Raw genomic sequence first — 20,508 nt, forward strand, 5'->3', positions numbered from 1 at the left:
CTAGGCTCGTTTAGACAGGATTTGCTCTGGCTTTGGTTCTGCGGCTCGATGCTGCTGCTGTCACTGATGCTGGTAGCCGCGCTGTTACTGTTGATCGGCACCCAGGGGCTTAGCCATTTCTGGCCAGAGGCTGGCGAGCCACAACGACTGGTGCGTTTCCTACAAAATATCTGGCTGTTTCTCAGTGAACCGCCGCGTGAAAATAATCAGGCGGGGGGTATTTTTCCAGCCCTGTTTGGCACCATAACCATGGTTTTCCTGATGACTCTGCTTGTAACTCCCATCGGTGTTCTGGCCGCCATCTACCTGAGCGAATATGCTCGTCAAAACCTTATGACCCGCGTGTTACGAATTGCCATTTATAACTTGGCTGGTGTGCCATCGATTGTCTTTGGTGTTTTCGGCCTGGTGTTCTTCGTTTACATTTTAGGGGGGTCTGTAGATAAGCTGTTTTACTCTGAACAGCTGCCCACCCCCACCTATGGCACACCGGGTCTCATTTGGGTATCACTGACACTGGCATTGTTGACGCTACCCGTAGTAATAGTAGCAACCGAAGAAGGCCTATCACGTATCCCCAAAGATTATCGTAGTGGTTGCCTGGCGTTGGGTGCCACTCAGACAGAAATGCTATGGCGGGTGGTGTTACCCATGACAACCCCCGCTATTCTGACCGGTATCATCCTGGCAATTGCCAGAGCGGCTGGCGAGGTCGCTCCGCTGATGCTGGTAGGAGTGGTCCGTACAGCGTCACAACTTCCGATTGATACAACCTTTCCCTATCTGCATCTGGATCGTAATGTGATGCATCTGGGCTATCATATTTTCGATGTCGGCATGCAAAGCCCGGCGGGAAGTGATGTTATGCCACTGGTGTTTGCCGCCGCCCTGATTCTGGTCACACTGGTTATTACGCTGAATCTTACTGCTATTATTATCCGTCAGCGCCTACGCCAGCGTTTTCGCCAATTCACCCGTCATCATTGAGAAGCCGAGCCATGCAGCCAGCAAAAATAGAGATCACAGACTTAAGCCTGCGTTTTGGTGACCGGACCGTGCTGGAACAGATCAATCTGCACCTGCCTGCGCATCAGGTAACTGCTTTTATCGGCGCATCAGGTTGTGGTAAATCTACCCTATTGAAGTGCATCAACCGACTGAATGACCTGAATGAGCTTTGTCATACTCTAGGTTCCGTCTACCTTGATGGTGAAGATATTTATCAGAAGTATTACGATCTGCCTGAGCTAAGACGCCGGGTAGGCATGGTCTTCCAGACACCCAACCCCTTCCCTATGTCAATATATGACAATGTTGTATTTGGTCTGCGGCTGCTGGGTGTTCGTAAACGCCATAAATTACACGAGGTGGCTGAACGCTCATTGCGTCAGGCCGCGCTCTGGGATGAAGTCAAAGACCAGTTGAATCGAAATGCTAACGAACTTTCAGGTGGCCAACAGCAGCGTCTGGTGATTGCCAGAGCTCTCGCTGTGGAACCGGATGTGCTGATGCTGGATGAGCCTGCATCAGCACTGGATCCCATTTCCACGCTAAAAATTGAAGAGCTAATCACCGAACTGAAACAAAGCTATACTATTGTATTAGTGACACATAACATGCATCAGGCTGCCAGGGTTTCCGATTTCACTGTCTTTCTGGATCAGGGACGAATTTTGGAAACAGGTCGAACCCGAGACCTGTTCACCAATCCGCACCACAAGGCCACAGAGGATTACATCACCGGACGTTATGCCTGAAGCTATCTAACAATAATGAAATACCGAGGTGTAAACTATGCAACCACAACCGGAAGGCTTTTCCCGCCATATTTCACAGCAATTCAACCATGAACTTGAAAACATCCGTACTGAAATGCTGGCCATGGGCGGTATCGTTGAGCGTCAAGTTCGTGAGGCAGTCAGAGCTCTGACTGAGAACAATCCTCAACTGGCGGAAGAATCCCTACAGTTGGATCAACAAACTAATCAAATGGAACTGAGTATAGATGATCAATGCACCAAAACAATTGCGATCCGACAGCCAACCGCCAGTGACCTGCGCTTAATTGTCTCGATCAGTCGCTCTGTCTCCGACCTAGAAAGAATCGGTGATGAGGCCAGCCGCATCTGCAAACATGCTATCGAAATCTATAATAGTGGAGAAAAACCTCAAGGCTACCATGAAGTGCGTCATATCAGTACGCTAGTCACAGAGATGGTCAGTGATGTACTCACCGCCTTTGCTCGTCGGGACCTATCCATGGCCTACCGTGTAGCCAAACAGGACATACGAGTCGACACAGAATACCGTTCTGCAATGCGCACTCTGGTGACCTATATGATGGAAGATCCGCACTCTATTTCTGTTGTGCTGAATATCATGTGGGTGTTACGGAGCCTGGAGCGGATCGGAGATCATGCCCACAATCTTGCTGAGCACCTTATCTATCAGGTCAGTGGATCTGATGTCCGCCACCAGACGCTGAAAAGCATCAAACAAGCACTGCGTGATAATTCACCAGATGATGAGCTGGACTTGAATCCAAACAGCGAGTAAGTACTCAACACCTACTTAATCAGACAGCACACATATTCAGGGGCGCAGATTAAAATGCTACAATCTGTTCTCACTGATGATGCGGACTGACCTGACTTGAAGCGATCCATGGCAAGGGACAAGCGGTACAACCAGATTTACTGGCAATCAATCCGGCGACGCCCGGCCATACCTATGCACTGGCGTCCTTGGCTGTGTGAACGGGGTTCACTGACGCAGAAGTTGCGCCTAGCCTGCCACAATCAACTGGAGGTTGGCCTGCTCAGGTTAACTTGGGCACAACCAACCCGTTCAGAAGCCAAATTGCTGGGTATCCCTCAGCGACAACTGGCATTGATCCGTGAAGTACACCTGCTTGGAGCCGGTGTTCCCTGGGTATTTGCCCGCTCTGTTATCCCTGCGAGAACACTCAGAGGCCCTGATCGCCGCCTACTGTTACTCGGCAATCGTTCACTCGGTAGCCTGTTGTTCAAAGATCCAGCGATTCGCCGAGGGCCACTGGAGGTCTGCCGGTTACAGCATCAGCAGAATGCTTGCTGGGCACGTCGTTCGGTGTTCCAACTTAGCCATGGCCCCTTGCTGGTATGTGAAGTATTTTTGCCTTCTATGGCGGAAATTCCCTACCCTTCATTAAAAATCGACAAATATGTTTGACCTCACACTTAACAAAGCAGCCGTGTATATACGACTGATGCGTCTGAACCGTCCCATTGGTACCCTACTACTGCTTTGGCCGACACTCTGGGCACTGTGGATAGCCAGCGAAGGTGTACCCAATCCAAAATTGCTGATTATCTTTCTGCTGGGTGTATTACTAACCCGATCAGCCGGCTGCGTCATTAACGATTTCGCTGACCGGCATATTGACGGCCATGTCAAACGGACAGCTACCCGCCCTCTGGCAACAGGAGCCGCAACAGCTCGCGAAGCCGTAGTATTATTTATCCTGTTAATGCTACTTGCGTTCGGACTGGTGCTGTTCACTAATACCCTGACGCTGATGATGTCGTTTATTGGCGTGGCGCTGGCGTTCTGCTACCCCTTTATGAAACGCTATACCCATTACCCACAGATTGTATTGGGTGCCGCTTTCGGCTGGGCGATCCCGATGGCCTTCACGGCGGTGACCGACAGCCTGCCCTGGATTGCCTGGCTGCTTTACCTGACTAAACTTATCTGGACCGTAGCATACGACACTCAATATGCCATGGTGGACCGGGATGATGATCTGCGTATTGGTGTCAAGTCGACCGCCGTGCGCTTTGGTCAGGCTGACCGCCTGATTATCGGATGTATGCAACTGACAGTGCTTGCGCTACTGCTATATATAGGGTCAATGCTGCAGTTTTCTGGTTGGTACTACACGGGTGTTGCCATTGCCGCAGGCTGCTTTATCTACCAACAATGGTTAACCCTGCACCGCTCTCGCAACGACTGTTTCAAGGCATTTCTAAATAACCACCTGGCAGAGCTCGCCGTATTAGTGGGAATAGTGCTGCATTATGCCGCCTGAAATCCGGTAGTTTTTTACATTTGTTTCAATCTGTCATATTAATGTAACAGAAAAGACTTGTAATACGCTCACTACTAAAAAATAGCTATGGAGTGATTTCATGTCAGTTGCCAAGCGTGTGCTGATCGTAGATGACGAGGCGCCCATCCGCGAAATGATTGCCGTTGCACTGGAAATGGCGGGGTATGATTGTATTGAAGCGGAAAATGCTCAACAAGCACATGCTGCCGTTCTGGATCAAATGCCCGACATGGTATTACTTGACTGGATGATGCCAGGCACCAATGGTATTGACTTTGCACGTCGCTTACGTCGTGATGAAACGACCGCCAATATACCTATTATTATGTTGACGGCCAAGTCTGAAGAAGACAACAAAGTACAGGGACTGGAAGCCGGTGTCGATGACTACATTACCAAGCCATTTTCGCCACGAGAGCTGGTGGCTCGGCTGAAAACCGTGTTGCGCCGGACCACGCCCAAAGGCATTGAGGAACCGGTCACCGTTGACGAACTAACATTAGACCCGGTCTCACATCGAGTAACTTCCATGGCACAGTCGGTTGATCTGGGTCCCACCGAGTTTCGTCTACTACAGTTTTTTATGACCCACCCTGATCGAGCCTATTCACGTAGTCAGTTGCTCGATATGGTCTGGGGCGGTAATGTATATGTTGAAGAGCGCACTGTCGATGTGCATATCCGACGACTGCGTAAGGCTCTGGGTGGCCGCCATGATTATCTTATTCAAACGGTGCGCGGTACAGGTTATCGTTTCTCAACCCAAGGCGGATGAACACGGATATTCACAGGTGAAAAATGAAATCGCCCTTTGGCATCATCTACACGCTACTGCTGATTCTGCTGTTTGCAGCCGTTACAGGTCTGCTACTGGGCCATTTTTTTCCAGTGCTGACATTGGTACTGCTGGTGTGGAGTTTTTACCAGGCCTGGCTGTTTACACGTTCTCTTCGTTGGATTATGAACAAAGACATAACCGAACCCCCTGACTTACCCGGCAGTTGGGGCGACTTGCTCTACAACATTTACCGTAAACAAAAAAGCAGTCGCGACCGGGAGCAAAAACTGAGTGCGTTCATTCACCGTTACCAGCAGTCATCGGCCGCATTAGAGGATTGCGTCGTTATTATCGATACCAGGGACCGACTTGAATGGTGGAATACAGCCGCAGAAAGACTTCTCGGACTCCAGCCACGAGTCGACAAGGGAAAACCCATCCTCAACCTGTTGCGCGATCCACGTTTTATCCGTTACTACAAGAAACGTAACTACCACGAACCACTCGAACTCAACTCCCCGCTTAATGATCAGATCACACTACAATACCATATCACCCTGTTTGGCCAGGGTGATCGGCTGCTGGTTGCACGGGATATTTCCCGCCTGAAAAAACTGGAACAAACCCGTCAGAGCTTTGTATCCAACGCCTCTCATGAACTACGCACACCCTTAACTGTTATTCGTGGCTATCTGGAAACTTTTCTCGACCAACCCCTGCCCAGCCCTATATTGCGCGGCATGAAGCAGATGGAACAACAAACGCAACGCATGGAAGGGCTGGTCAGGGATATGCTCATGCTCTCACGCCTGGAGTCTACCGAACACCTGACCGAAGATATGCCGGTGGATATCCAGTTGATGCTGAAAGACATCAAACGTGATGCCCTGGTTCTCAGTGGGGACAAACAACACCGCATCAGTATTGAAGCTGATCCGAACTACGATCTGTTAGGCCAGGACAATGAATTACACAGTGCCTTCTCTAACCTGGTGTTCAATGCCATTCGCTATACCCCGGCAAACAGTGAAATCCGCATCGTCTGGCACACCGATGCCCAGGGCGGCTACCTGAGTGTATATGATAATGGCCCGGGCATTGAAGCCTTCCATATTCCACGCCTGACTGAACGCTTTTACCGGGTTGATGAAAGCAGAGCCAGTGAAAGTGGTGGTACAGGGCTCGGCTTATCTATCGTAAAATACGTGATGGTTCGCCATGGCGGCCAGCTTAAAATCCACAGCACCCTGGGGAAAGGCAGTTGCTTCAGCTGCCACTTTCCCGCCGATATGCTCACCACACTGGAAAAACTGGCGGCAGCAACCGATAATGCCTGATCGACTCAGGCCAGTTCGGCCCGCGTTTTTGCAAGCGGAGTAAAGCCATGTACGCTATCCAGATCCATGCTCATGAACCCGACAACCTGCGTTACGAAGCGATCGATACGCCACAACCTGGCCCTGGCGAAGTCCTGATCCGTAATCAGGCTGCCGGAGTGAATCCCATCGACTGGAAAACCTGTTCCGGTGGAGGAGCTTCCGGTTTTATTGAAGCCTTTCCCTTTATTCCGGGTTGGGAGTTCAGTGGTGTCGTGGAAGCTCTCGGCGAGGGTGTCAGCGGTTATAAACCAGGCGATGCCGTACTCGGGTTTGTGCGTTTTCCCCATCCGGCAGGCTGCTACGCTGAACAACTCTGTGTTCCCGCCAACCAGATTACCTTGCGACCAGAAGGTTTGGATGCCACCACCGCTGCCGGATTAGGACTGGCAGGTCTGACCGCCTGGCAGTCACTGTTTGATAAAGGCCAGTTGCAAGCTGGCGAGTCGGTGCTGATACTGGCCGGAGCGGGAGGCGTGGGTCATCTGGCCGTGCAACTGGCCGCGTTGAAAGGCGCTCAGGTCAGTGCCACCTGCTCTGCCACCAACCGAGACTACCTGACATCACTAGGCTGCCATCAGGTAATTGATTACCGTGACCTGGATATGGGTACGCTGGCAAGCCAGTTTGATCTGATTCTGGATGGGGTCGGGGGTGATACAGCTATTGATGCCTTGATTACCCTGAAACCAGGGGGTCGAATGGTTACCCTGCCCTCTGTAACAGCCGCGCAGGTCAGCAGCGCCGCCGAAGGCTCCGATATTGAGGTGATGACTATCCGGGTTGAACCCAATGCCACCCAGCTTGGCAAACTCGCCAGACTCTGTGCCAACGGTCAGCTAAAGCTGAAAGTGGCACAGGTACTGCCATTACAGGATGCCGCTCAAGCCCACAAGCTCAGTGCCAGTGGACATATCAGCGGTAAATTAATTCTGCAGACTGGCTGACGTCGGTGCGGAATTGAGGGCATCGCAGAACTCTACACGTTGACGCAATAGCAGTCTGCAGCCCTCACCGCGTATATCCATATCCCAGCAGTTATATTTTGCCCAATCCTTTTCTTCTTCCGTAGGCTTATCATGGAAGGCTGGCACACCATCACAGAAGCCTTCTGTCGGTGAGGCAACCTCAAAGCAGGCTTTCAGGAAAATACCCTGATTGACCGTGCAGACAAAGTTAGAATCAGAACAGGCTGTATAGCCTGATAAGGCCTGATCCTGACAGCTCTGCTGGTCGGTCTGACCACCCGCTGTCAGCCCCTGCTGACGAAACACACTGGCTTCATCAGCACGCTGCTGATTGAACCCTTCGAGCCATTGCGGCGAAAAAAACACCGCCCAGATAACAAACAACAGACTCAATGCCAGTAAGGCCCAGACTATTTTTTTGCGCATACCTATCCATTAATTATCGGCGCCGACGATAAAGTCCGGCAATCGTTAGCAGAAGTCCTAGACAGCTAAGCAACATACCACCATTAACCAACAGTGGACGGCGAACCATCAAGGGGATAAAAGGATGTTGCTGTTGCAGATCACACTGTCCCTGGAGATAGTTCCAGTAACCTCCGGCCTGAGCACAATCACTAATGTGCATTTGTTCAACAAAGAACATCCCCATCAATAACAGCGCTGGCAGCACCAGCAGTAGCAGACCGATTCGCAGCATTATTCGTTATCACTGATTCCCAGATTACTGACACCCTGATTACCCGCCAGTTCACGCAATTCGCGAATAAACACTTTATTGGGCTGTTGCTGTTGCTGCAAGCGCTCAAGCACTTCTTCCTGAAAAGCGTCTTCATCCTGCATCAAATCGTGCGCGGCAATAAAGCGCATCAGTTCAGCATCGGACAGCTGTGGATCCGCTTCATTAACTTCAATAAAGGTAGCAACACACTCACGTGACAAGTCAGCAATATTGGCCGCCTCGGCTGGATCAGACTCAAGGATACACACCAGGGTGGAGTAAAGTGCCACCACCGCATCCAGCGCAGGCATGGCGCCGTACATATCAAATTCATCCAGAGATGGCATATTGTCTTCGACATGATCCAGCTGGACTTCAAAGTTCATCGAAGCTCCGCCCGAAAGATGCTCCCAGACACCATCCAGTATCCGCCGCACCTGCACGGCATCACCAAACTCCAACAACCTCGAAAACAGAGTGAAGTTTGGTAGCATGCGTTCAGTCAGCGCGGCCGCAAACGCTGTTAACTGCCAGGATTTCATTTTGCCGAGTTGTGCTTCCAGTTGCTGGATATCACTCATTCAAAGACTCCGTCAGGGTTTAGTCAATCAGAGCCTATTGTACGTGGTCTATGTCAGGATCTGTAGTAATAACATGGCTGATTTCAGTCCCATAGAGGATACTGAGGTTAGGCGCGGGAAGATTTCATTGCTATACTAAAGCCTGATTAACGGCCAGCAGCTGACAGGTATCCGTGTTGAACTCCTTCAATCTTCTCAAATCCATCGCTGATTCACGGGAAAAACTCCGTAAATCCGAACAGAAGGTGGCCGATTTTGTCCTGGCCCAGCCCAGTGAAGTAATTCATATGCGCATTGTTGATCTTGCCTCGGAGGCCAATGTCAGTGAGCCAACCGTGGTGCGTTTCTGCCGCGCACTCAACTACGATGGCTTTCAAGACTTCAAACTGACTCTCGCTCAGGGCTTAGCCAGCAATGCCAGCTTTGAAAAGTTCTCGATGGACACCAAGGATACGGTGATCGAGTTCAAGCAGAAAATCTTCGACTCGATGATTGGTAATCTGATCAATATCCGCGAGCAGCTTGACCCGGAAATACTTGAAGAAGCAATTGATGCTTTAGCAAAAGCCAATCGTGTCGAATTTTACGGTTTTGGTGCATCAGCACCCGTATGCGCCGATGCACAGCACAAATTCTATCGCCTGATGGTGTCTGCCGCCGCCTATTCGGATCCACACATGCAGACTATTTCAGCCGTCACTCTGGGGCTGGGAGATGTCGTTGTAGCCATCTCCCAGACAGGGCGCACCAAAGACCTGCTGCACACGGTAAAACTGGTGCGTGAAACCGGTGCCACCGTCATTACCCTCTGCCCAGGTACAACCCCTCTGGCTGAACTGGCCACCATCCCTATTCATGTCGATGTGGAAGAAGATAAAGACCTTAGCACGCTGATGTCCTCACGTGTCGTACACCTGGTAGTCATAGATATTCTCGCTGTCGGAGTTGCCATGAAGCTGGGCCCGGCCTTGTTTGATCACCTTAAGACCATCAAACGCAGCCTGCGTAGCCTGCGTCAGAATGACCGGCTGATGCCCACGCGTCGTCAAGCTGACGATAACGACTGAAACATTCCTGTCACTTTTTTTGCCTAGAATCAGCTTGACACTGTTAAATCCTATTTGAAATTGATGCCGAAATCGGTTAAAAAAGAATCAGGACAGTGTTAACAGCCGGGAGCCGGCTTACATCAAGCCGCCTCCTCTTCAATCTGCATCACAGATCGGAGCTAAATCGTATGCTGATACGTCAGGAGCAGGACCTCGACCCCATTCAGACAGAAGTGTTTGATCTTCTGGTTGGCTATGATGTCGAGGAAAAAAACCGCCGCAAGCAAACTGCCACCCGTCGCCTGTTTGAAGCCCGCCGCGCTATAGAAAAGCGCCGAGAAGAAGCCGCCCTAGCTGCTTTCATAGATCGCGAAAAATGGTTCGACGAAGAATAGTCTGACCTTATTGTTGGACTCGACCTGATTTGTAGGAGCCCGGTCTCCGGGCGAATGCGCACCTCATTTGTAGGAGCTCGGTCTCCGAGCGAATGCGCACCTCGTTTGTAGGAGCTCGGTCTCCGAGCGAATGCGCACCTTGTTTGTAGGAGCTCGGTCTCCGAGCGAATTATTTCGCTCACGGAGTGAGCTCCTACAGCAACACCCTCCTCGACCTTGATAACCTCAAAGCGATACAGCAAACTTCTGCATGCTATGCGCATCATTTTTTTACGATTTTTTTACGCACCAGGTCGCTTTACCGGCTCGAATTGTTACACACGACTACCTTATACTGTTTATCTGACCTCATGAACAACGGAGCTGTAGGCCACAGGCGATATAATGCAAATTATCCTATTGGGTGCCGGCCAGACCGGTTCCATGCTTGCCGAACAACTCTCGGAGATACCCCCTTATCTTCTTGGCCACAAACAAAACCTGAAGCAGGCAAAACAGCTGTTGCAGCCAGGAATTGGCGATTTCTGAAGGAGTAACAGGATGAAGCTATTCCGCCCGGTTCTTTTTGTCAGTGGCATACTGTCTTTCATCATGGTGGGGCTATTGCTCGTACCTGCGTTTTTTGCCCTGATGACCGATGATGAGGAGTACAGTGCTTTCTTTTTGTCATCAGGCCTGGCGGCCTTGGCGGGTTTACTGTTTATGCTGCCGAGCTATGGACACAGATTCGCACTGAATGCACGCCAGCTTTATCTGCTGACCAGTCTTAGTTGGCTGTCGCTTTCATTCTATGGTGCCCTGCCGCTGATGCTCAGTCACCACCCTCTATCGCTGACCGATGCCGTGTTCGAAGCCGTGTCCGGTATTACTACAACCGGATCGACAGTGATGTCCAGTTTAGACGCACTGCCACACTCCATCTTACTCTGGCGTTCCATGCTGCAGTGGGTCGGCGGTCTGGGTGTAATAGGCATGGCGGTTTCGATCCTGCCTTTTTTGCAAGTCGGTGGCATGCGTCTGTTCCAGACAGAGTCTTCCGATTGGTCAGAAAAATCCTTACCACGCTTTCATGCGATGGCCCGTAGCCTGTTACTAGTCTATCTTGGTGTTACCTTGGCTTGCGCACTTTCCTATTTTGCCGCTGGCATGACACTGTTCGATGCGATCAATCACGCCATGACCACTGTATCCACCGGGGGTTACGCCACCGATGATCGCTCCATGGGGCGTTTCAGCGATGGCATTTTATGGATCTCTGTTGTGTTCATGCTGATTGGGGGTATGCCTTTTATGCTGTATATCCGCTTTTTGAACCAGCCTAACCTGGATGTATTCAGGGATCAGCAGGCACAGGGGTTCCTGTTGCTGGTACTGGCTCTGGTCGGATTGCTCACACTGCAACAACTGCTGACCACGGAACGTCAGCCCTTTGAAGTGCTGACCCACGCGGCTTTCAATATCGTATCAGTGATCACGACCACCGGTTATGCTTCGACAGATTACACACTATGGGGTTATTTCAGCATCAGCTTTTTCTTTATTGTGACCTTTATTGGCGGCTGCTCGGGGTCCACCAGTGGTGGAATGAAAATTTTCCGTTTCCAGCTGTCCTGGCTGTTCTTGCGTGATCAAATGAATAAGCTCGTACACCCGCGTGGGATATTTTCTATCCGATTCAACGGCAAAGCGGTAGCAGACGACATCATGGTGTCGGCCGTAGCCTTTTCGTTTCTGTTTTTTTTGATATTAGCACTGGCCACACTGGCACTAGCTGCAACCGGGCTGGATTTTGTAACCGCACTCAGTGGCGCAGCTACAGCCCTAACCAATGTGGGTCCCGGCCTGGGTGACATGATCGGACCGGCTGGAAACTTTGCAGCCGTATCCGACATTGGCAAATGGATTCTCGGCTTCACCATGATATTAGGACGGCTTGAACTGCTGACGGTCATGGTACTACTAACACCCGTATTCTGGAGAGGTTAGCCATAAGCGCTCGAACACATTTCGTTCACAGAGTGAGCTCCTACAACTTGTAGGAGCCCGGTCTCCGGGCGAATGCGCAGTTTGTTGTAGGAGCCCGGTCTCCGGGCGAATCATTTCGCTCACGGAGTGAGCTCCTACAAAGAGTGCGGCGATACCAAATCAGGCTAGAGCGATATAACCTGATGGCAGGTTTTTTCCACCAGCACCGGATCATGGCTGACCAGCACCACGGAGCAGGCAAAATCCTGCGCCACTTCAACCAACAATTCGATGATCTGTTGACTGGTGATCGGATCAAGCCGTGATGTTGGCTCATCGGCGAACAGCATCACCGGATCCATCAGTAGTGCTCGCAACAGCGAGATTCGCTGTAACTCACCCCCTGACACCTCAGTACAACTGCGTTGCAGCAGTTGTGGACTCAGATGCAGGCGTTCTAATAGCGGCGGAATACTGCTAGCATCCAGCCGATGCAGCCTGACAAGATCCAGCAGCAGTTGCTGCAAGGTTATCCCCGGTGCAAAAGCCGCTGGTGGATCTTGATACAGCTTGAGTAATTGATGGCGAGCAAATGGACGCTGATAGGATACCTTCCCTTGATCAGGTTTTAGATTGCCCAGCAACAGATCGCCCAGAGTACTCTTGCCACAACCACTGTCACCCACCAAACCGGTTAACTGATGTGGATAGAGCTCAAATGACACATCGTCAAACAAGGGCTTACCACCCCGCGACTTGCCCAGCCCCTCGACCCGCACCAAAGGTGCTGCAGCAGGTAGCGGTTGCTTCACCTGTGTCCAGCTTTGCGGGTCGGCTGCCAACAATTCGCGGGTATAGTCCGACTGTGGGTTGGCCAGCACGCGTTCCACATTACCTCGTTCCATCACCTGGCCTCGGCGCATTACTATCAGATCGCCGCCCAATTGACGTGCCACATCAATATCGTGGGTAATAGTCAGCAAGGCCCCCTGATGCAGCTGACTTTGCAGTAAAGCAACCACCTGATCCCGGCGGCCATAATCCAGGCCTTTGGTGGGCTCATCAGCCAGTAACAACTGACCGCCTGCGGCGGTTGCCGCCACAAACGCAACCCGTTGTGCCATCCCCCCCGAAAGCTGTGATGGAATTTTGGCCAGCGATCCCTCCAACCCAAGACGTTGTAAGGCCTGCTCAGCCTGCACATCAGCCGCTTCCTGCTCCTGCCCCAACACATAGTGATGTACCTCGGCCACCTGACGCTTTACTTTCATCACTGGATCCAGTGCGTGCCAGGGCTCTTGAGGCAGCATCGAGAGCACCCGACCCCAAAGGGCCTGGCGCTCAGGCATAGACAAGGAAAACAGTGACTCGCCATTAAGACGCACATCACCGCGTACACTCAAGGCGTCGGGTAACAACCCCATAATTGCCTGAGCCAACAGACTTTTGCCTGCGCCTGTCTGCCCCAGAATGGTCAAAGGCTGCGACGCTGTCAGGGTGCAACTGAGCGGCTCCAGCAAACGCGTCTCACCGGCATAAACACTCAGCGCGTCGACTTCTAATAACAGATCCTTCATTTTGCTTTCCCCGCCAGTAGATTAAAACCGAGAATCAGCAAGAAAATAGCCAGAATAGGCTGAGCCAATACCCAGGGTGCATCGCTGTAATAAGGCAGCAACTCCACCACCATTAGTCCCAGCTCAGCAACAGGCGGTTGCAATCCGACATACACAAAACCAATAGACGCCAAAGCCAAGATAGCATTACCGGCACCAAAAGCCGCCAGTGTCAGCACAGAGGGACAAATAGCCGGCCAGACATGACGCCGAAACAGATACCAGCGACCAAAGCCTAACTGACGCGAGGCTTCCAGTTGAGGACTGCGAATCACCACCTGTGACTGCGCTCTGACCACACGGTAGTATTCGATCCACAGCACCAGCGATATCGCCAGATAAAGGACAATAAAGGAACCCGGTGCGATGGCAGCCAGTAACAGCACCAGCACCAAACCTGGCAGAGCCAGCAGGGTATTGGCCAGAAAGTTCAGCAACCGCTCGGTCATTCCACCAAACCAGGCGGCACAAACGCCCAAACTCGTACCCAAAACCGCCGCGGTGGTGACACAAAACAGGCTAAGCATCAGCGACAAGCGGATCGCATCACCCATACGCGCCAACATACTGCGCCCAAACTGATCGGTCCCCAGCCACTCCTCAGCATTAGGAGCTGAAAGGAAGTTTGACAGGTTCTGCTGAGCACTGTCGCCTTGATGCAACCAACTCTCAAGCAGAATGAACAACCCTATGCATAATAAAATGACAGCCCCCAGCCACTGAGAAGGACTCAACGTCGGAATTTTAAAAGGAAATCGGTTCATTCAGGTCGCCCTCTGGGATCAATCTTGTAACAGGCCAGATCCACCAACGTATTCAGTGCCACAAAAATCAGCCCCATCATCAGAGCGGTAGCCTGAATCATGGGTACATCACGGGAAAAAATCGCATGTGCCAGTCCATGACCGATACCAGGCCAGGAAAACAATGACTCGATCATCACGATGCCCTCGATTAATCCCACCAGTTGGATCCCCATAAATGCCACGACCGGTACAGAGAGGTTTCGTAAACCATGCTGACGGAAGGTCTGCCATTTTGTCAGCCCCTTGACGCGAGCAAACCTATAGTAAGGGGATGCAATCACCTGAATAGTACTGTCACGCACCACCCGACTGGACACAGCGGCCAGCGCCAACGCCAGCGAAAAGGCTGGTAACACCCAGTCATTGCCATTACCAAAACCTGCCACGGGGAAGAGTGGCCAGTAAACGGCAAACACCAGAATCAACACCAGACCTATGACAAACACCGGCTGGGCACGCAACAAGGATGACAACACCAGCAGACTACGATCTAACCAACCACGTGCACGCAGACCGGAGGCGATACCCAGTGGAAATGCCAGCAGTGCCGCCAGCAAAATCGCCACAACCGCCAGTTGCAGCGAATGACCCAGTTGATGCTTGATTTCATCGATTACGGGTGCCCCACTGATCAGTGACACCCCAAAATTCAGTTGCAACAGATCCAGCAACCAGTTCAGATAGGCCTGCCAGGCGGGCATATCCAGTCCCAGTTCCTGCCTGACCCAATCCGCCGCCTCTGCACTGACGTTATCCTGGCCGTAACGCCCCGCTGCAACCCGGAAAGCCATATCTCCTGGCAGGCTACGCATCAGCACAAAACTCAATGAACCGACGCCCCAGGCAACCATCAAGGCTTGTAACAATCGATTGATCAGAATCCGCTGGATCACTGCGACAACTCCATTTCATTCAGGTAATAGTTGCGCTCAAACGGATCAAAACGAAAATTCTGAACACGCTGATTAACAGCAGTCAGTTGGGTATAAAAGCTGACTGGAATCAGCGGCAGTTCCTCCGCCAGCATCCTGGCAATACCTTGTGAAATTTCACGGGATCGCTGAGGGTCTGTTTCCTCTTCCAGAGTTTTCAGTAAGGCGGGTACCTCCGTGTTGTCCCACTGCATGGCTCCCCAGTCACCTCCCTGATCTGCACCAAAATCAGCCAACATGACACCCAGCGGATCAGCAATAAAACCATAGTTTCTGGCGATTAGCGCCATCTCCAGACTGCCATCCTGATGACCCGCGGGTATGGCGCTGGAGTTGGTTACCGATACCCTTACCTCAACACCCAGCTCGGCCAACTGAGCCTGAATAGCCGTAGCGACCACCGTCAGTTCCGGGCGATCCGCATAGGTGATCAAATCCAGGCTAAAACGCTGATTATCGCGAACACGCACACCATCCGCGCCCAACTGCCAGCCCAGGCCATCCAGCAAGGCCGTAGCTTGTTGCATATCCCGTTCCATCGGCGGCAAGTCAGCCACATGCCAATCGCCCAAAGGCGCTGGAATCAGCTGGTTAGCCTCAGATCCCGGAGCACGTAACACCGCCGCGGCAATACCCGATCTATCCAGTGCCAAACTCAGCGCCTGACGAGCTTCCACCTCTTTGAGGAAGGGGTGGCCACTGTTCACCTTGATTAATATGGATCGCGGTATCAGCTCAGAGTGCAGATTCACATGGCTGACGCGGCTCAAAATGCCGGTACTGGCCGGGTCAATGGTATAACTGATGTCTGTCTGACCACTGCGTGCTTGCAATACACGACTTTCACCACGATGGCCCGTCAGGTACTCAGCCGAAGCAATGGATGCTACCTGCCCCCAGTATTCCTCAAAACGTTCCACTCTTAACTTATGTGGTGGCGCAACAGAGGTAAGACGAAATGGGCCACTCCCTAGCAACTGAGTGACTCGCCCTTCTTCATCGAAGGAATCGGGTGAAATCACCACATTGGCATAATGCGCCAGTACCGCAGGTAGCAAATGGTAAGGAGAGCTTAGGGTAATCTCAATAACGCCATCCCCAGCCTGTAGCTGATCGACCGGCACCTGAGTCAGGGTGCCATGCTGCTGACGAGCACCTTCCAGACTATTCACAACGCTCGCGGCATCCATTGAGCGGCCATCATGGAAAACCACGTCATCTCTAAGATAAAAACGCCAGCTCAGTCGATCCTCTGATACCTCCCAGTGGGTTGCCAGACCCGGTAGCAGCTCACCCTCCGGTGACACATCCACCAGGGTTTCCACCACCCCCATGCGGGTAAAAACATACCCATTCTGAGAAGGGTTCAGGCTGGTAAATTCAAACGGTCCACCGACCGTCAGATGGTTATTGGCAGGTTGTGCAAAAATGCTTGAATGGAACAGGATGCCGGATAACATCCCGAACCAGACCAGCCGCTTCAGGTTATGCATGGAAATTTTCCTCAGATTGGTTTGTTACAAAAGACCAAGGTCAGCACTTTACATTTAAATGATAATGAGTTTCAATCGCTAAATGAAATGTTATATTATAACTCATGAGGTCAGCATGAAAAAAGACATACATCCAAAATACGATTATGTCGTATTTCGAGATACCAGTTGCAACCGATCTTTCCGCATCCGCTCAACCTGTCAGTCAAACGACACCATCGTGTGGGAAGACGGAAAAACTTATCCCTTGATTAATCTGGATATTTCCAGTGCTTCACATCCGATCTATACAGGTGAAAAACGTATAGCCAGCAACGAAGGGCAAATTGCTAAGTTCAACAAACGCTTCAAAGCACGCAGCCTGAAATAAGGAGTAACGGTCATGCAAGTTCTCAGTTCACTCAAAACAGCCAAGATCCGCCATCCAGATTGTCAGGTGGTTAAGCGCCGTGGCCGCTATTATGTGATTTGCAAAAGCAATCCACGCCTCAAGGCGCGTCAGGGAGGTGTTAAGAAGCGTTGATCTTGCGCTACTGACACCCGATTACGGTTAAAGTGGTTTTTAGCGGAGTGACCATGACCCTGGTTTTATCCTGACAGGGCCATGGCGTTAAATCCTGTTGATTAGGAACGCGATAGGGCGTGCTGTGCTCTGTTGCGTTTCCACCGAATGAGCAACGGTGACACCAGCGCCAGCAGAATCAGGCCCATGATAAGCAGCGAAAACGGTCGATCGAAATAGTATCCCAGCAGATTACCCTTGGACATGACCAAAGACTGCCGGAAGCCGATTTCAGCCATAGCGCCCAGTATCATCGCAAGCACTATAGCGGCGGTTGCGAAGCCGGTTTTTCTCATCAGGTATCCCAGTAAGCCAAAGGCCACCATCACATATACATCAAACATACTGTTGTTGATGGTGTAGGAACCGACAACCGATAGCACCACGATGATCGGTGCAAGAATGGCAAACGGAACCGAGGCCACCTTGACCACCTGCTTTGCCAATGCCAAGCCCACAATACCCATCAATATATTTGCCAGCAGCAGCCCGACAATGATGGCATAGACAATATGGGCATTAACGGTAAACAACTCATGTCCGGGTTGCAAACCATGAATGTAAAGGCCCCCGAGCATCACGGCTGTAGCCGCACTGCCGGGAATGCCCAGTGTCAATAAAGGAATCATGGCCCCGCCTGTGACCGCATTATTAGCTGTTTCAGCTGCAGCCAAGCCTTCAATCTCGCCTTTGCCATAGTTTTCTGGGTTTTTAGAACTACGCTTGGCTTCATTGTAGGCCACCCATGAGGCCACATCGCCCCCCGCGCCGGGTAAGCAGCCGACCAATACCCCAATGATTGATGAGCGTGAAATCGTGCCCCGAAGCCTTCGCCACTCGGCGCGACTGGGAAAAAGGTGGCCGACTAATTCAGGAGCCGGGGTAAGGTCTTTAGCACCATGGAGCTTTTCTGCCTGAATCATAACCTGGGAAATGGAAAACAGGCCGATCATAGCGGGAATCAGCGAAATGCCACTTTCCAACTCCCCAACACCAAAGGTGAAACGAGGGTAAGCAGTCATAACATCCACACCCACCAGACTGATCAACAAGCCTAACAGACCCGCAGAGAGCCCTTTCACCATAGCACCACTGGATAGACTGCCAATAATCGTCAAGCCAAAGATGGCAATCAGAAAATACTCAGGGGCGCTGAAGCGTAATGAAATTTGAGCCAAAGGTGGTGCCAACAGCAGCAACGCCACGACACTGACTATGCCGCCAATCACCGAACAGATGGTAGAGGTTCCCAAGGCTTTAAGGCCCTCGCCACGCAGCGTCATCTGATAGCCATCCATTGCCGTCGCGGCAGATGCCGGTGTGCCAGGTGTATGGATCAAGATAGCGGTGATGGACCCACCGTAGACGGCAGAAGCATAAATAGCCGCAAGCAACACCATCGCGGCCACAGGCTGCATACCAAAAGTAACTGGAATCAGTAACGCGATGCCCATAGTGGCGCTCAACCCAGGTAAAGCCCCTAAAAAAATACCGCCAAGCACACCGACAAACAGCATCAAGATAACATCCGGAGAGGCTAACTGCGCCAGCACTGACAACAACAGGGTAGTATCAACTTGCATGATCTCTCTCCTTTACAGCAATAACCCAGTGGGAAGGGAGATGCGTAACTGCCAAACAAAGAGCATATAAATAAAGCTATTCATAATGACCAGCACCAACAGTACTTGAAGGTAAGATTTCACCCCGAAATAGAGCATGAAAAATACCGCCGTGAGCGAACTGGCAACAAAAAATCCAAGAATACTGATCAAAGCCACATAAATGCATAGTGCCACGAACGTGACGATGGGACCGCGTATATTCTCAAACACAGCAAGGTGTTGAGTCCCCTGTTTTTTGCTGGCCAGTGTTTTAGCTATGCCAGTCCAAACAATGAACAGCGAAAAAACCGCGAAGGTGACCAGAATCAGTTTAGGAAATACCGCTGGATCAGCAGGCATCTGAGCCGACAGGCTGTAGAAGGCTATCGAGAAGAGCAGCATAACCAACCCGATGACCAGATCAGAGTGTAAAGCTTTCATAAGGCACCTATTTATTGTTGTAAAGTTTTGCCTGATTGAATGGATCGCCGTGATGCAATGAGACATCACGGCCTGCTGCACTTACCAGCCCAGCAATTCGCCTAGCGAGCGAACGCCTTCTTCTTCCTCTTCTAGCATCTTGCGGTAAGCATCACCGGTACGGATATCTACCTTCAATCCCATTTCTGCCATTTTGGCTAAGTGCTCAGGATCTTGCATGCCAGTGATAAAGGCTTCCTGAAGCAGCTCCAACTGAGCCGGATCAATGCCTTTAGGTGCAGCAATACCGCGCGCCGACCAGGAAATTACCCCTGAATACCCCATCTCCTCCAGCGTAGGAACATCTGGAATAAAATCTGAACGTTCAGGCGCCATGATGGCAATGATCTTTAAATCACCATTGCGATGCGCCATGTTGGTATCACCAACATTAGAGAAGTTTACATCTACATGGCCGCCCTGAATCGCGGCGCGCTGCTCGGCTGTACCTGTCGTATGCACAGGCACAAACTGGGTAGCGTAATGGTGATTCATTTTTAGCATGGCGATATGGTCATCACCATTCGCGCCGGTGGTTGAAGCCGTCAGCGTATTCGACTGAGCATAGGTTACCAGCTCATCAATATTGCTATAACGTGTTTCATCTTTATTGATTGAAATAACACCATAATCTGTCACATGATTAGCAATGAGTTCAAAGTCATCAAGGTCGACATCGCGGCGATACTGAGGATCCATATAGCCAGTAATCAGATTGGGTGTATTAATGTATCCCAGGGTATAACCGTTATTGGATGAATTGAGCAGTTGTGTCCAACCTACCCAGCCTCCGCCACCAGGGCGATTGATAATATTCAGGGGTACACCCAGCTCACGCTCTACGGCGGGGAACAGGATACGTGCACCGACGTCCGTATTGCCACCCGCACCAAATGAAATAATCGTAGAGATCGGCCGTTCTGGATAAGAATCAGCCCATGAGATGCTAGCGCACAGAGCAATTGGAAGGGAAATACAGGCAAGCATGCCCACTGTTTTTATAGTTTTCATTGTTGTTTCCTCGTTTGCACTGTTGTCTGCAGTGCTTATTTATAATTATTTAATAACGAAAATGAGTAGGTGTTAACTTTT

General features: G+C 51.1%; 24 protein-coding genes. 14 read left to right on the plus strand and 10 right to left on the minus strand.

Annotated elements, in window-relative coordinates; translation table 11 throughout:
- Positions 1-48: 48 nt before the first annotated feature.
- The 8 genes from pstA to F5I99_RS18260 all read left to right on the plus strand — a co-directional run bounded on the left by pstA (position 49) and on the right by F5I99_RS18260 (position 7,191).
- Positions 49-987: a phosphate ABC transporter permease PstA gene (gene pstA, locus F5I99_RS18225; RefSeq protein WP_225307678.1), complete on the plus strand. Its 939-nt coding sequence runs from the start codon at positions 49-51 to the stop codon at positions 985-987.
- 11 nt (positions 988-998) lie between these two features.
- The gene (gene pstB, locus F5I99_RS18230) at positions 999-1,757 is read left to right on the plus strand and encodes a phosphate ABC transporter ATP-binding protein PstB (protein ID WP_151058525.1); all 759 of its coding nucleotides are present in this window, start codon (positions 999-1,001) and stop codon (positions 1,755-1,757) included.
- A gap of 37 nt (positions 1,758-1,794) precedes the next feature.
- Positions 1,795-2,556, plus strand: coding sequence for a phosphate signaling complex protein PhoU (gene phoU, locus F5I99_RS18235; RefSeq protein WP_151058527.1), 762 nt, complete (start codon positions 1,795-1,797; stop codon positions 2,554-2,556).
- A gap of 108 nt (positions 2,557-2,664) precedes the next feature.
- On the plus strand, positions 2,665-3,210 hold the full coding sequence (locus F5I99_RS18240; RefSeq protein WP_151058529.1) for a chorismate--pyruvate lyase family protein: 546 nt from the start codon (positions 2,665-2,667) through the stop codon (positions 3,208-3,210).
- Positions 3,203-4,069 (plus strand): 4-hydroxybenzoate octaprenyltransferase, encoded by an 867-nt coding sequence (ubiA, locus tag F5I99_RS18245; RefSeq protein WP_151058531.1) that lies wholly within the window; start codon positions 3,203-3,205, stop codon positions 4,067-4,069. Before F5I99_RS18240 ends, ubiA begins: the two co-directional genes overlap by 8 nt.
- A 100-nt stretch (positions 4,070-4,169) precedes the next feature.
- Positions 4,170-4,865: a phosphate regulon transcriptional regulator PhoB gene (gene phoB / locus F5I99_RS18250; protein WP_151058533.1), complete on the plus strand. Its 696-nt coding sequence runs from the start codon at positions 4,170-4,172 to the stop codon at positions 4,863-4,865.
- Between the two features lie 23 nt (positions 4,866-4,888).
- Entirely contained in the window at positions 4,889-6,205 is a 1,317-nt protein-coding gene (gene phoR, locus F5I99_RS18255) for a phosphate regulon sensor histidine kinase PhoR (protein ID WP_151058535.1), read from the plus strand.
- Positions 6,206-6,252: 47 nt separating this feature from the next.
- Positions 6,253-7,191 (plus strand): NADP-dependent oxidoreductase, encoded by a 939-nt coding sequence (locus F5I99_RS18260; protein WP_151058537.1) that lies wholly within the window; start codon positions 6,253-6,255, stop codon positions 7,189-7,191.
- Here F5I99_RS18260 and F5I99_RS18265 read toward each other — a convergent pair.
- From F5I99_RS18265 to F5I99_RS18275, 3 genes are read right to left on the minus strand one after another with little or no spacing between them, the layout of a single operon-like run.
- A complete protein-coding gene (locus F5I99_RS18265) occupies positions 7,171-7,638 on the minus strand; it encodes a hypothetical protein (protein ID WP_151058539.1) in 468 nt (155 codons plus the stop codon). The two genes, F5I99_RS18260 and F5I99_RS18265, sit on opposite strands and share 21 nt — an antisense overlap.
- 13 nt (positions 7,639-7,651) lie before the next feature.
- Entirely contained in the window at positions 7,652-7,912 is a 261-nt protein-coding gene (locus F5I99_RS18270) for a hypothetical protein (protein ID WP_151058541.1), read from the minus strand.
- Complete coding sequence (locus F5I99_RS18275; RefSeq protein ID WP_151058543.1) at positions 7,912-8,514, minus strand: YjaG family protein; 603 nt, start codon at positions 8,512-8,514, stop codon at positions 7,912-7,914. Before F5I99_RS18275 ends, F5I99_RS18270 begins: the two co-directional genes overlap by 1 nt.
- A gap of 176 nt (positions 8,515-8,690) precedes the next feature.
- Between F5I99_RS18275 and hexR the strand changes: the two genes are divergently transcribed.
- The 4 genes from hexR to F5I99_RS18290 all read left to right on the plus strand — a co-directional run bounded on the left by hexR (position 8,691) and on the right by F5I99_RS18290 (position 11,944).
- Positions 8,691-9,581 (plus strand): transcriptional regulator HexR, encoded by an 891-nt coding sequence (gene hexR / locus F5I99_RS18280; RefSeq protein WP_151058545.1) that lies wholly within the window; start codon positions 8,691-8,693, stop codon positions 9,579-9,581.
- Positions 9,582-9,751: 170 nt separating this feature from the next.
- The gene (locus tag F5I99_RS18285) at positions 9,752-9,958 is read left to right on the plus strand and encodes a PA3496 family putative envelope integrity protein (RefSeq protein WP_151058547.1); all 207 of its coding nucleotides are present in this window, start codon (positions 9,752-9,754) and stop codon (positions 9,956-9,958) included.
- A 384-nt stretch (positions 9,959-10,342) separates the two neighbouring features.
- Complete coding sequence (locus F5I99_RS19485; protein WP_191905896.1) at positions 10,343-10,486, plus strand: hypothetical protein; 144 nt, start codon at positions 10,343-10,345, stop codon at positions 10,484-10,486.
- Between the two features lie 12 nt (positions 10,487-10,498).
- Positions 10,499-11,944 carry a TrkH family potassium uptake protein gene (locus tag F5I99_RS18290; protein ID WP_151058549.1) on the plus strand — a complete coding sequence of 482 codons (1,446 nt, stop codon included), beginning with the start codon at positions 10,499-10,501 and terminating at the stop codon, positions 11,942-11,944.
- Positions 11,945-12,108: 164 nt separating this feature from the next.
- On the opposite strand, the gene F5I99_RS18295 is transcribed toward F5I99_RS18290, so the two are convergent.
- The 4 genes from F5I99_RS18295 to F5I99_RS18310 are packed head-to-tail and all read right to left on the minus strand — an operon-like array spanning position 12,109 to position 16,770.
- Positions 12,109-13,500, minus strand: a complete 1,392-nt coding sequence (locus tag F5I99_RS18295; protein WP_151058551.1) for an ABC transporter ATP-binding protein — start codon at positions 13,498-13,500, stop codon at positions 12,109-12,111.
- Entirely contained in the window at positions 13,497-14,303 is an 807-nt protein-coding gene (locus F5I99_RS18300; RefSeq protein WP_151058553.1) for an ABC transporter permease, read from the minus strand. Before F5I99_RS18300 ends, F5I99_RS18295 begins: the two co-directional genes overlap by 4 nt.
- On the minus strand, positions 14,300-15,238 hold the full coding sequence (locus F5I99_RS18305; RefSeq protein ID WP_325063001.1) for an ABC transporter permease: 939 nt from the start codon (positions 15,236-15,238) through the stop codon (positions 14,300-14,302). Before F5I99_RS18305 ends, F5I99_RS18300 begins: the two co-directional genes overlap by 4 nt.
- Complete coding sequence (locus F5I99_RS18310; RefSeq protein WP_151058555.1) at positions 15,235-16,770, minus strand: ABC transporter substrate-binding protein; 1,536 nt, start codon at positions 16,768-16,770, stop codon at positions 15,235-15,237. Before F5I99_RS18310 ends, F5I99_RS18305 begins: the two co-directional genes overlap by 4 nt.
- 115 nt (positions 16,771-16,885) lie before the next feature.
- Here F5I99_RS18310 and F5I99_RS18315 point away from each other — a divergent pair, with 115 nt between their 5' ends.
- Complete coding sequence (locus F5I99_RS18315) at positions 16,886-17,140, plus strand: type B 50S ribosomal protein L31 (protein ID WP_151058557.1); 255 nt, start codon at positions 16,886-16,888, stop codon at positions 17,138-17,140.
- A gap of 12 nt (positions 17,141-17,152) precedes the next feature.
- The gene (gene ykgO / locus F5I99_RS18320; RefSeq protein WP_151058559.1) at positions 17,153-17,293 is read left to right on the plus strand and encodes a type B 50S ribosomal protein L36; all 141 of its coding nucleotides are present in this window, start codon (positions 17,153-17,155) and stop codon (positions 17,291-17,293) included.
- A 101-nt stretch (positions 17,294-17,394) separates the two neighbouring features.
- Here the strand turns inward: ykgO and F5I99_RS18325 are convergent, their stop codons facing one another.
- The 3 genes from F5I99_RS18325 to F5I99_RS18335 form a co-directional block, all read right to left on the minus strand.
- A complete protein-coding gene (locus F5I99_RS18325; RefSeq protein ID WP_151058561.1) occupies positions 17,395-18,915 on the minus strand; it encodes a tripartite tricarboxylate transporter permease in 1,521 nt (506 codons plus the stop codon).
- Positions 18,916-18,927: 12 nt separating this feature from the next.
- Positions 18,928-19,377: a tripartite tricarboxylate transporter TctB family protein gene (locus F5I99_RS18330; RefSeq protein WP_191905897.1), complete on the minus strand. Its 450-nt coding sequence runs from the start codon at positions 19,375-19,377 to the stop codon at positions 18,928-18,930.
- Positions 19,378-19,458: 81 nt separating this feature from the next.
- On the minus strand, positions 19,459-20,427 hold the full coding sequence (locus F5I99_RS18335) for a tripartite tricarboxylate transporter substrate binding protein (protein ID WP_151058565.1): 969 nt from the start codon (positions 20,425-20,427) through the stop codon (positions 19,459-19,461).
- Between the last annotated feature and the right edge of the window lie 81 nt (positions 20,428-20,508).

Source organism: Nitrincola iocasae, assembly GCF_008727795.1.
In the GTDB taxonomy this organism is placed as follows: domain Bacteria; phylum Pseudomonadota; class Gammaproteobacteria; order Pseudomonadales; family Balneatricaceae; genus Nitrincola; species Nitrincola iocasae.

What these genes read in the sequence shown, in the direction of transcription:
- F5I99_RS18330 (WP_191905897.1), bottom strand. Translation starts at nt 19,377, where the DNA reads ATGAAAGCTTTACACTCTGATCTGGTCATCGGGTTGGTTATGCTGCTC.
- F5I99_RS18300 (WP_151058553.1), bottom strand. Translation starts at nt 14,303, where the DNA reads ATGAACCGATTTCCTTTTAAAATTCCGACGTTGAGTCCTTCTCAGTGG.
- F5I99_RS18270 (WP_151058541.1), bottom strand. Translation starts at nt 7,912, where the DNA reads ATGCTGCGAATCGGTCTGCTACTGCTGGTGCTGCCAGCGCTGTTATTG.
- F5I99_RS18240 (WP_151058529.1), top strand. Translation starts at nt 2,665, where the DNA reads ATGGCAAGGGACAAGCGGTACAACCAGATTTACTGGCAATCAATCCGG.
- F5I99_RS19485 (WP_191905896.1), top strand. Translation starts at nt 10,343, where the DNA reads ATGCAAATTATCCTATTGGGTGCCGGCCAGACCGGTTCCATGCTTGCC.
- ykgO (WP_151058559.1), top strand. Translation starts at nt 17,153, where the DNA reads ATGCAAGTTCTCAGTTCACTCAAAACAGCCAAGATCCGCCATCCAGAT.
- phoR (WP_151058535.1), top strand. Translation starts at nt 4,889, where the DNA reads ATGAAATCGCCCTTTGGCATCATCTACACGCTACTGCTGATTCTGCTG.
- pstA (WP_225307678.1), top strand. Translation starts at nt 49, where the DNA reads ATGCTGCTGCTGTCACTGATGCTGGTAGCCGCGCTGTTACTGTTGATC.
- F5I99_RS18265 (WP_151058539.1), bottom strand. Translation starts at nt 7,638, where the DNA reads ATGCGCAAAAAAATAGTCTGGGCCTTACTGGCATTGAGTCTGTTGTTT.
- phoU (WP_151058527.1), top strand. Translation starts at nt 1,795, where the DNA reads ATGCAACCACAACCGGAAGGCTTTTCCCGCCATATTTCACAGCAATTC.
- phoB (WP_151058533.1), top strand. Translation starts at nt 4,170, where the DNA reads ATGTCAGTTGCCAAGCGTGTGCTGATCGTAGATGACGAGGCGCCCATC.
- F5I99_RS18285 (WP_151058547.1), top strand. Translation starts at nt 9,752, where the DNA reads ATGCTGATACGTCAGGAGCAGGACCTCGACCCCATTCAGACAGAAGTG.
- F5I99_RS18260 (WP_151058537.1), top strand. Translation starts at nt 6,253, where the DNA reads ATGTACGCTATCCAGATCCATGCTCATGAACCCGACAACCTGCGTTAC.
- pstB (WP_151058525.1), top strand. Translation starts at nt 999, where the DNA reads ATGCAGCCAGCAAAAATAGAGATCACAGACTTAAGCCTGCGTTTTGGT.
- F5I99_RS18275 (WP_151058543.1), bottom strand. Translation starts at nt 8,514, where the DNA reads ATGAGTGATATCCAGCAACTGGAAGCACAACTCGGCAAAATGAAATCC.
- F5I99_RS18295 (WP_151058551.1), bottom strand. Translation starts at nt 13,500, where the DNA reads ATGAAGGATCTGTTATTAGAAGTCGACGCGCTGAGTGTTTATGCCGGT.
- F5I99_RS18290 (WP_151058549.1), top strand. Translation starts at nt 10,499, where the DNA reads ATGAAGCTATTCCGCCCGGTTCTTTTTGTCAGTGGCATACTGTCTTTC.
- F5I99_RS18325 (WP_151058561.1), bottom strand. Translation starts at nt 18,915, where the DNA reads ATGCAAGTTGATACTACCCTGTTGTTGTCAGTGCTGGCGCAGTTAGCC.
- F5I99_RS18315 (WP_151058557.1), top strand. Translation starts at nt 16,886, where the DNA reads ATGAAAAAAGACATACATCCAAAATACGATTATGTCGTATTTCGAGAT.
- ubiA (WP_151058531.1), top strand. Translation starts at nt 3,203, where the DNA reads ATGTTTGACCTCACACTTAACAAAGCAGCCGTGTATATACGACTGATG.
- F5I99_RS18335 (WP_151058565.1), bottom strand. Translation starts at nt 20,427, where the DNA reads ATGAAAACTATAAAAACAGTGGGCATGCTTGCCTGTATTTCCCTTCCA.
- F5I99_RS18310 (WP_151058555.1), bottom strand. Translation starts at nt 16,770, where the DNA reads ATGCATAACCTGAAGCGGCTGGTCTGGTTCGGGATGTTATCCGGCATC.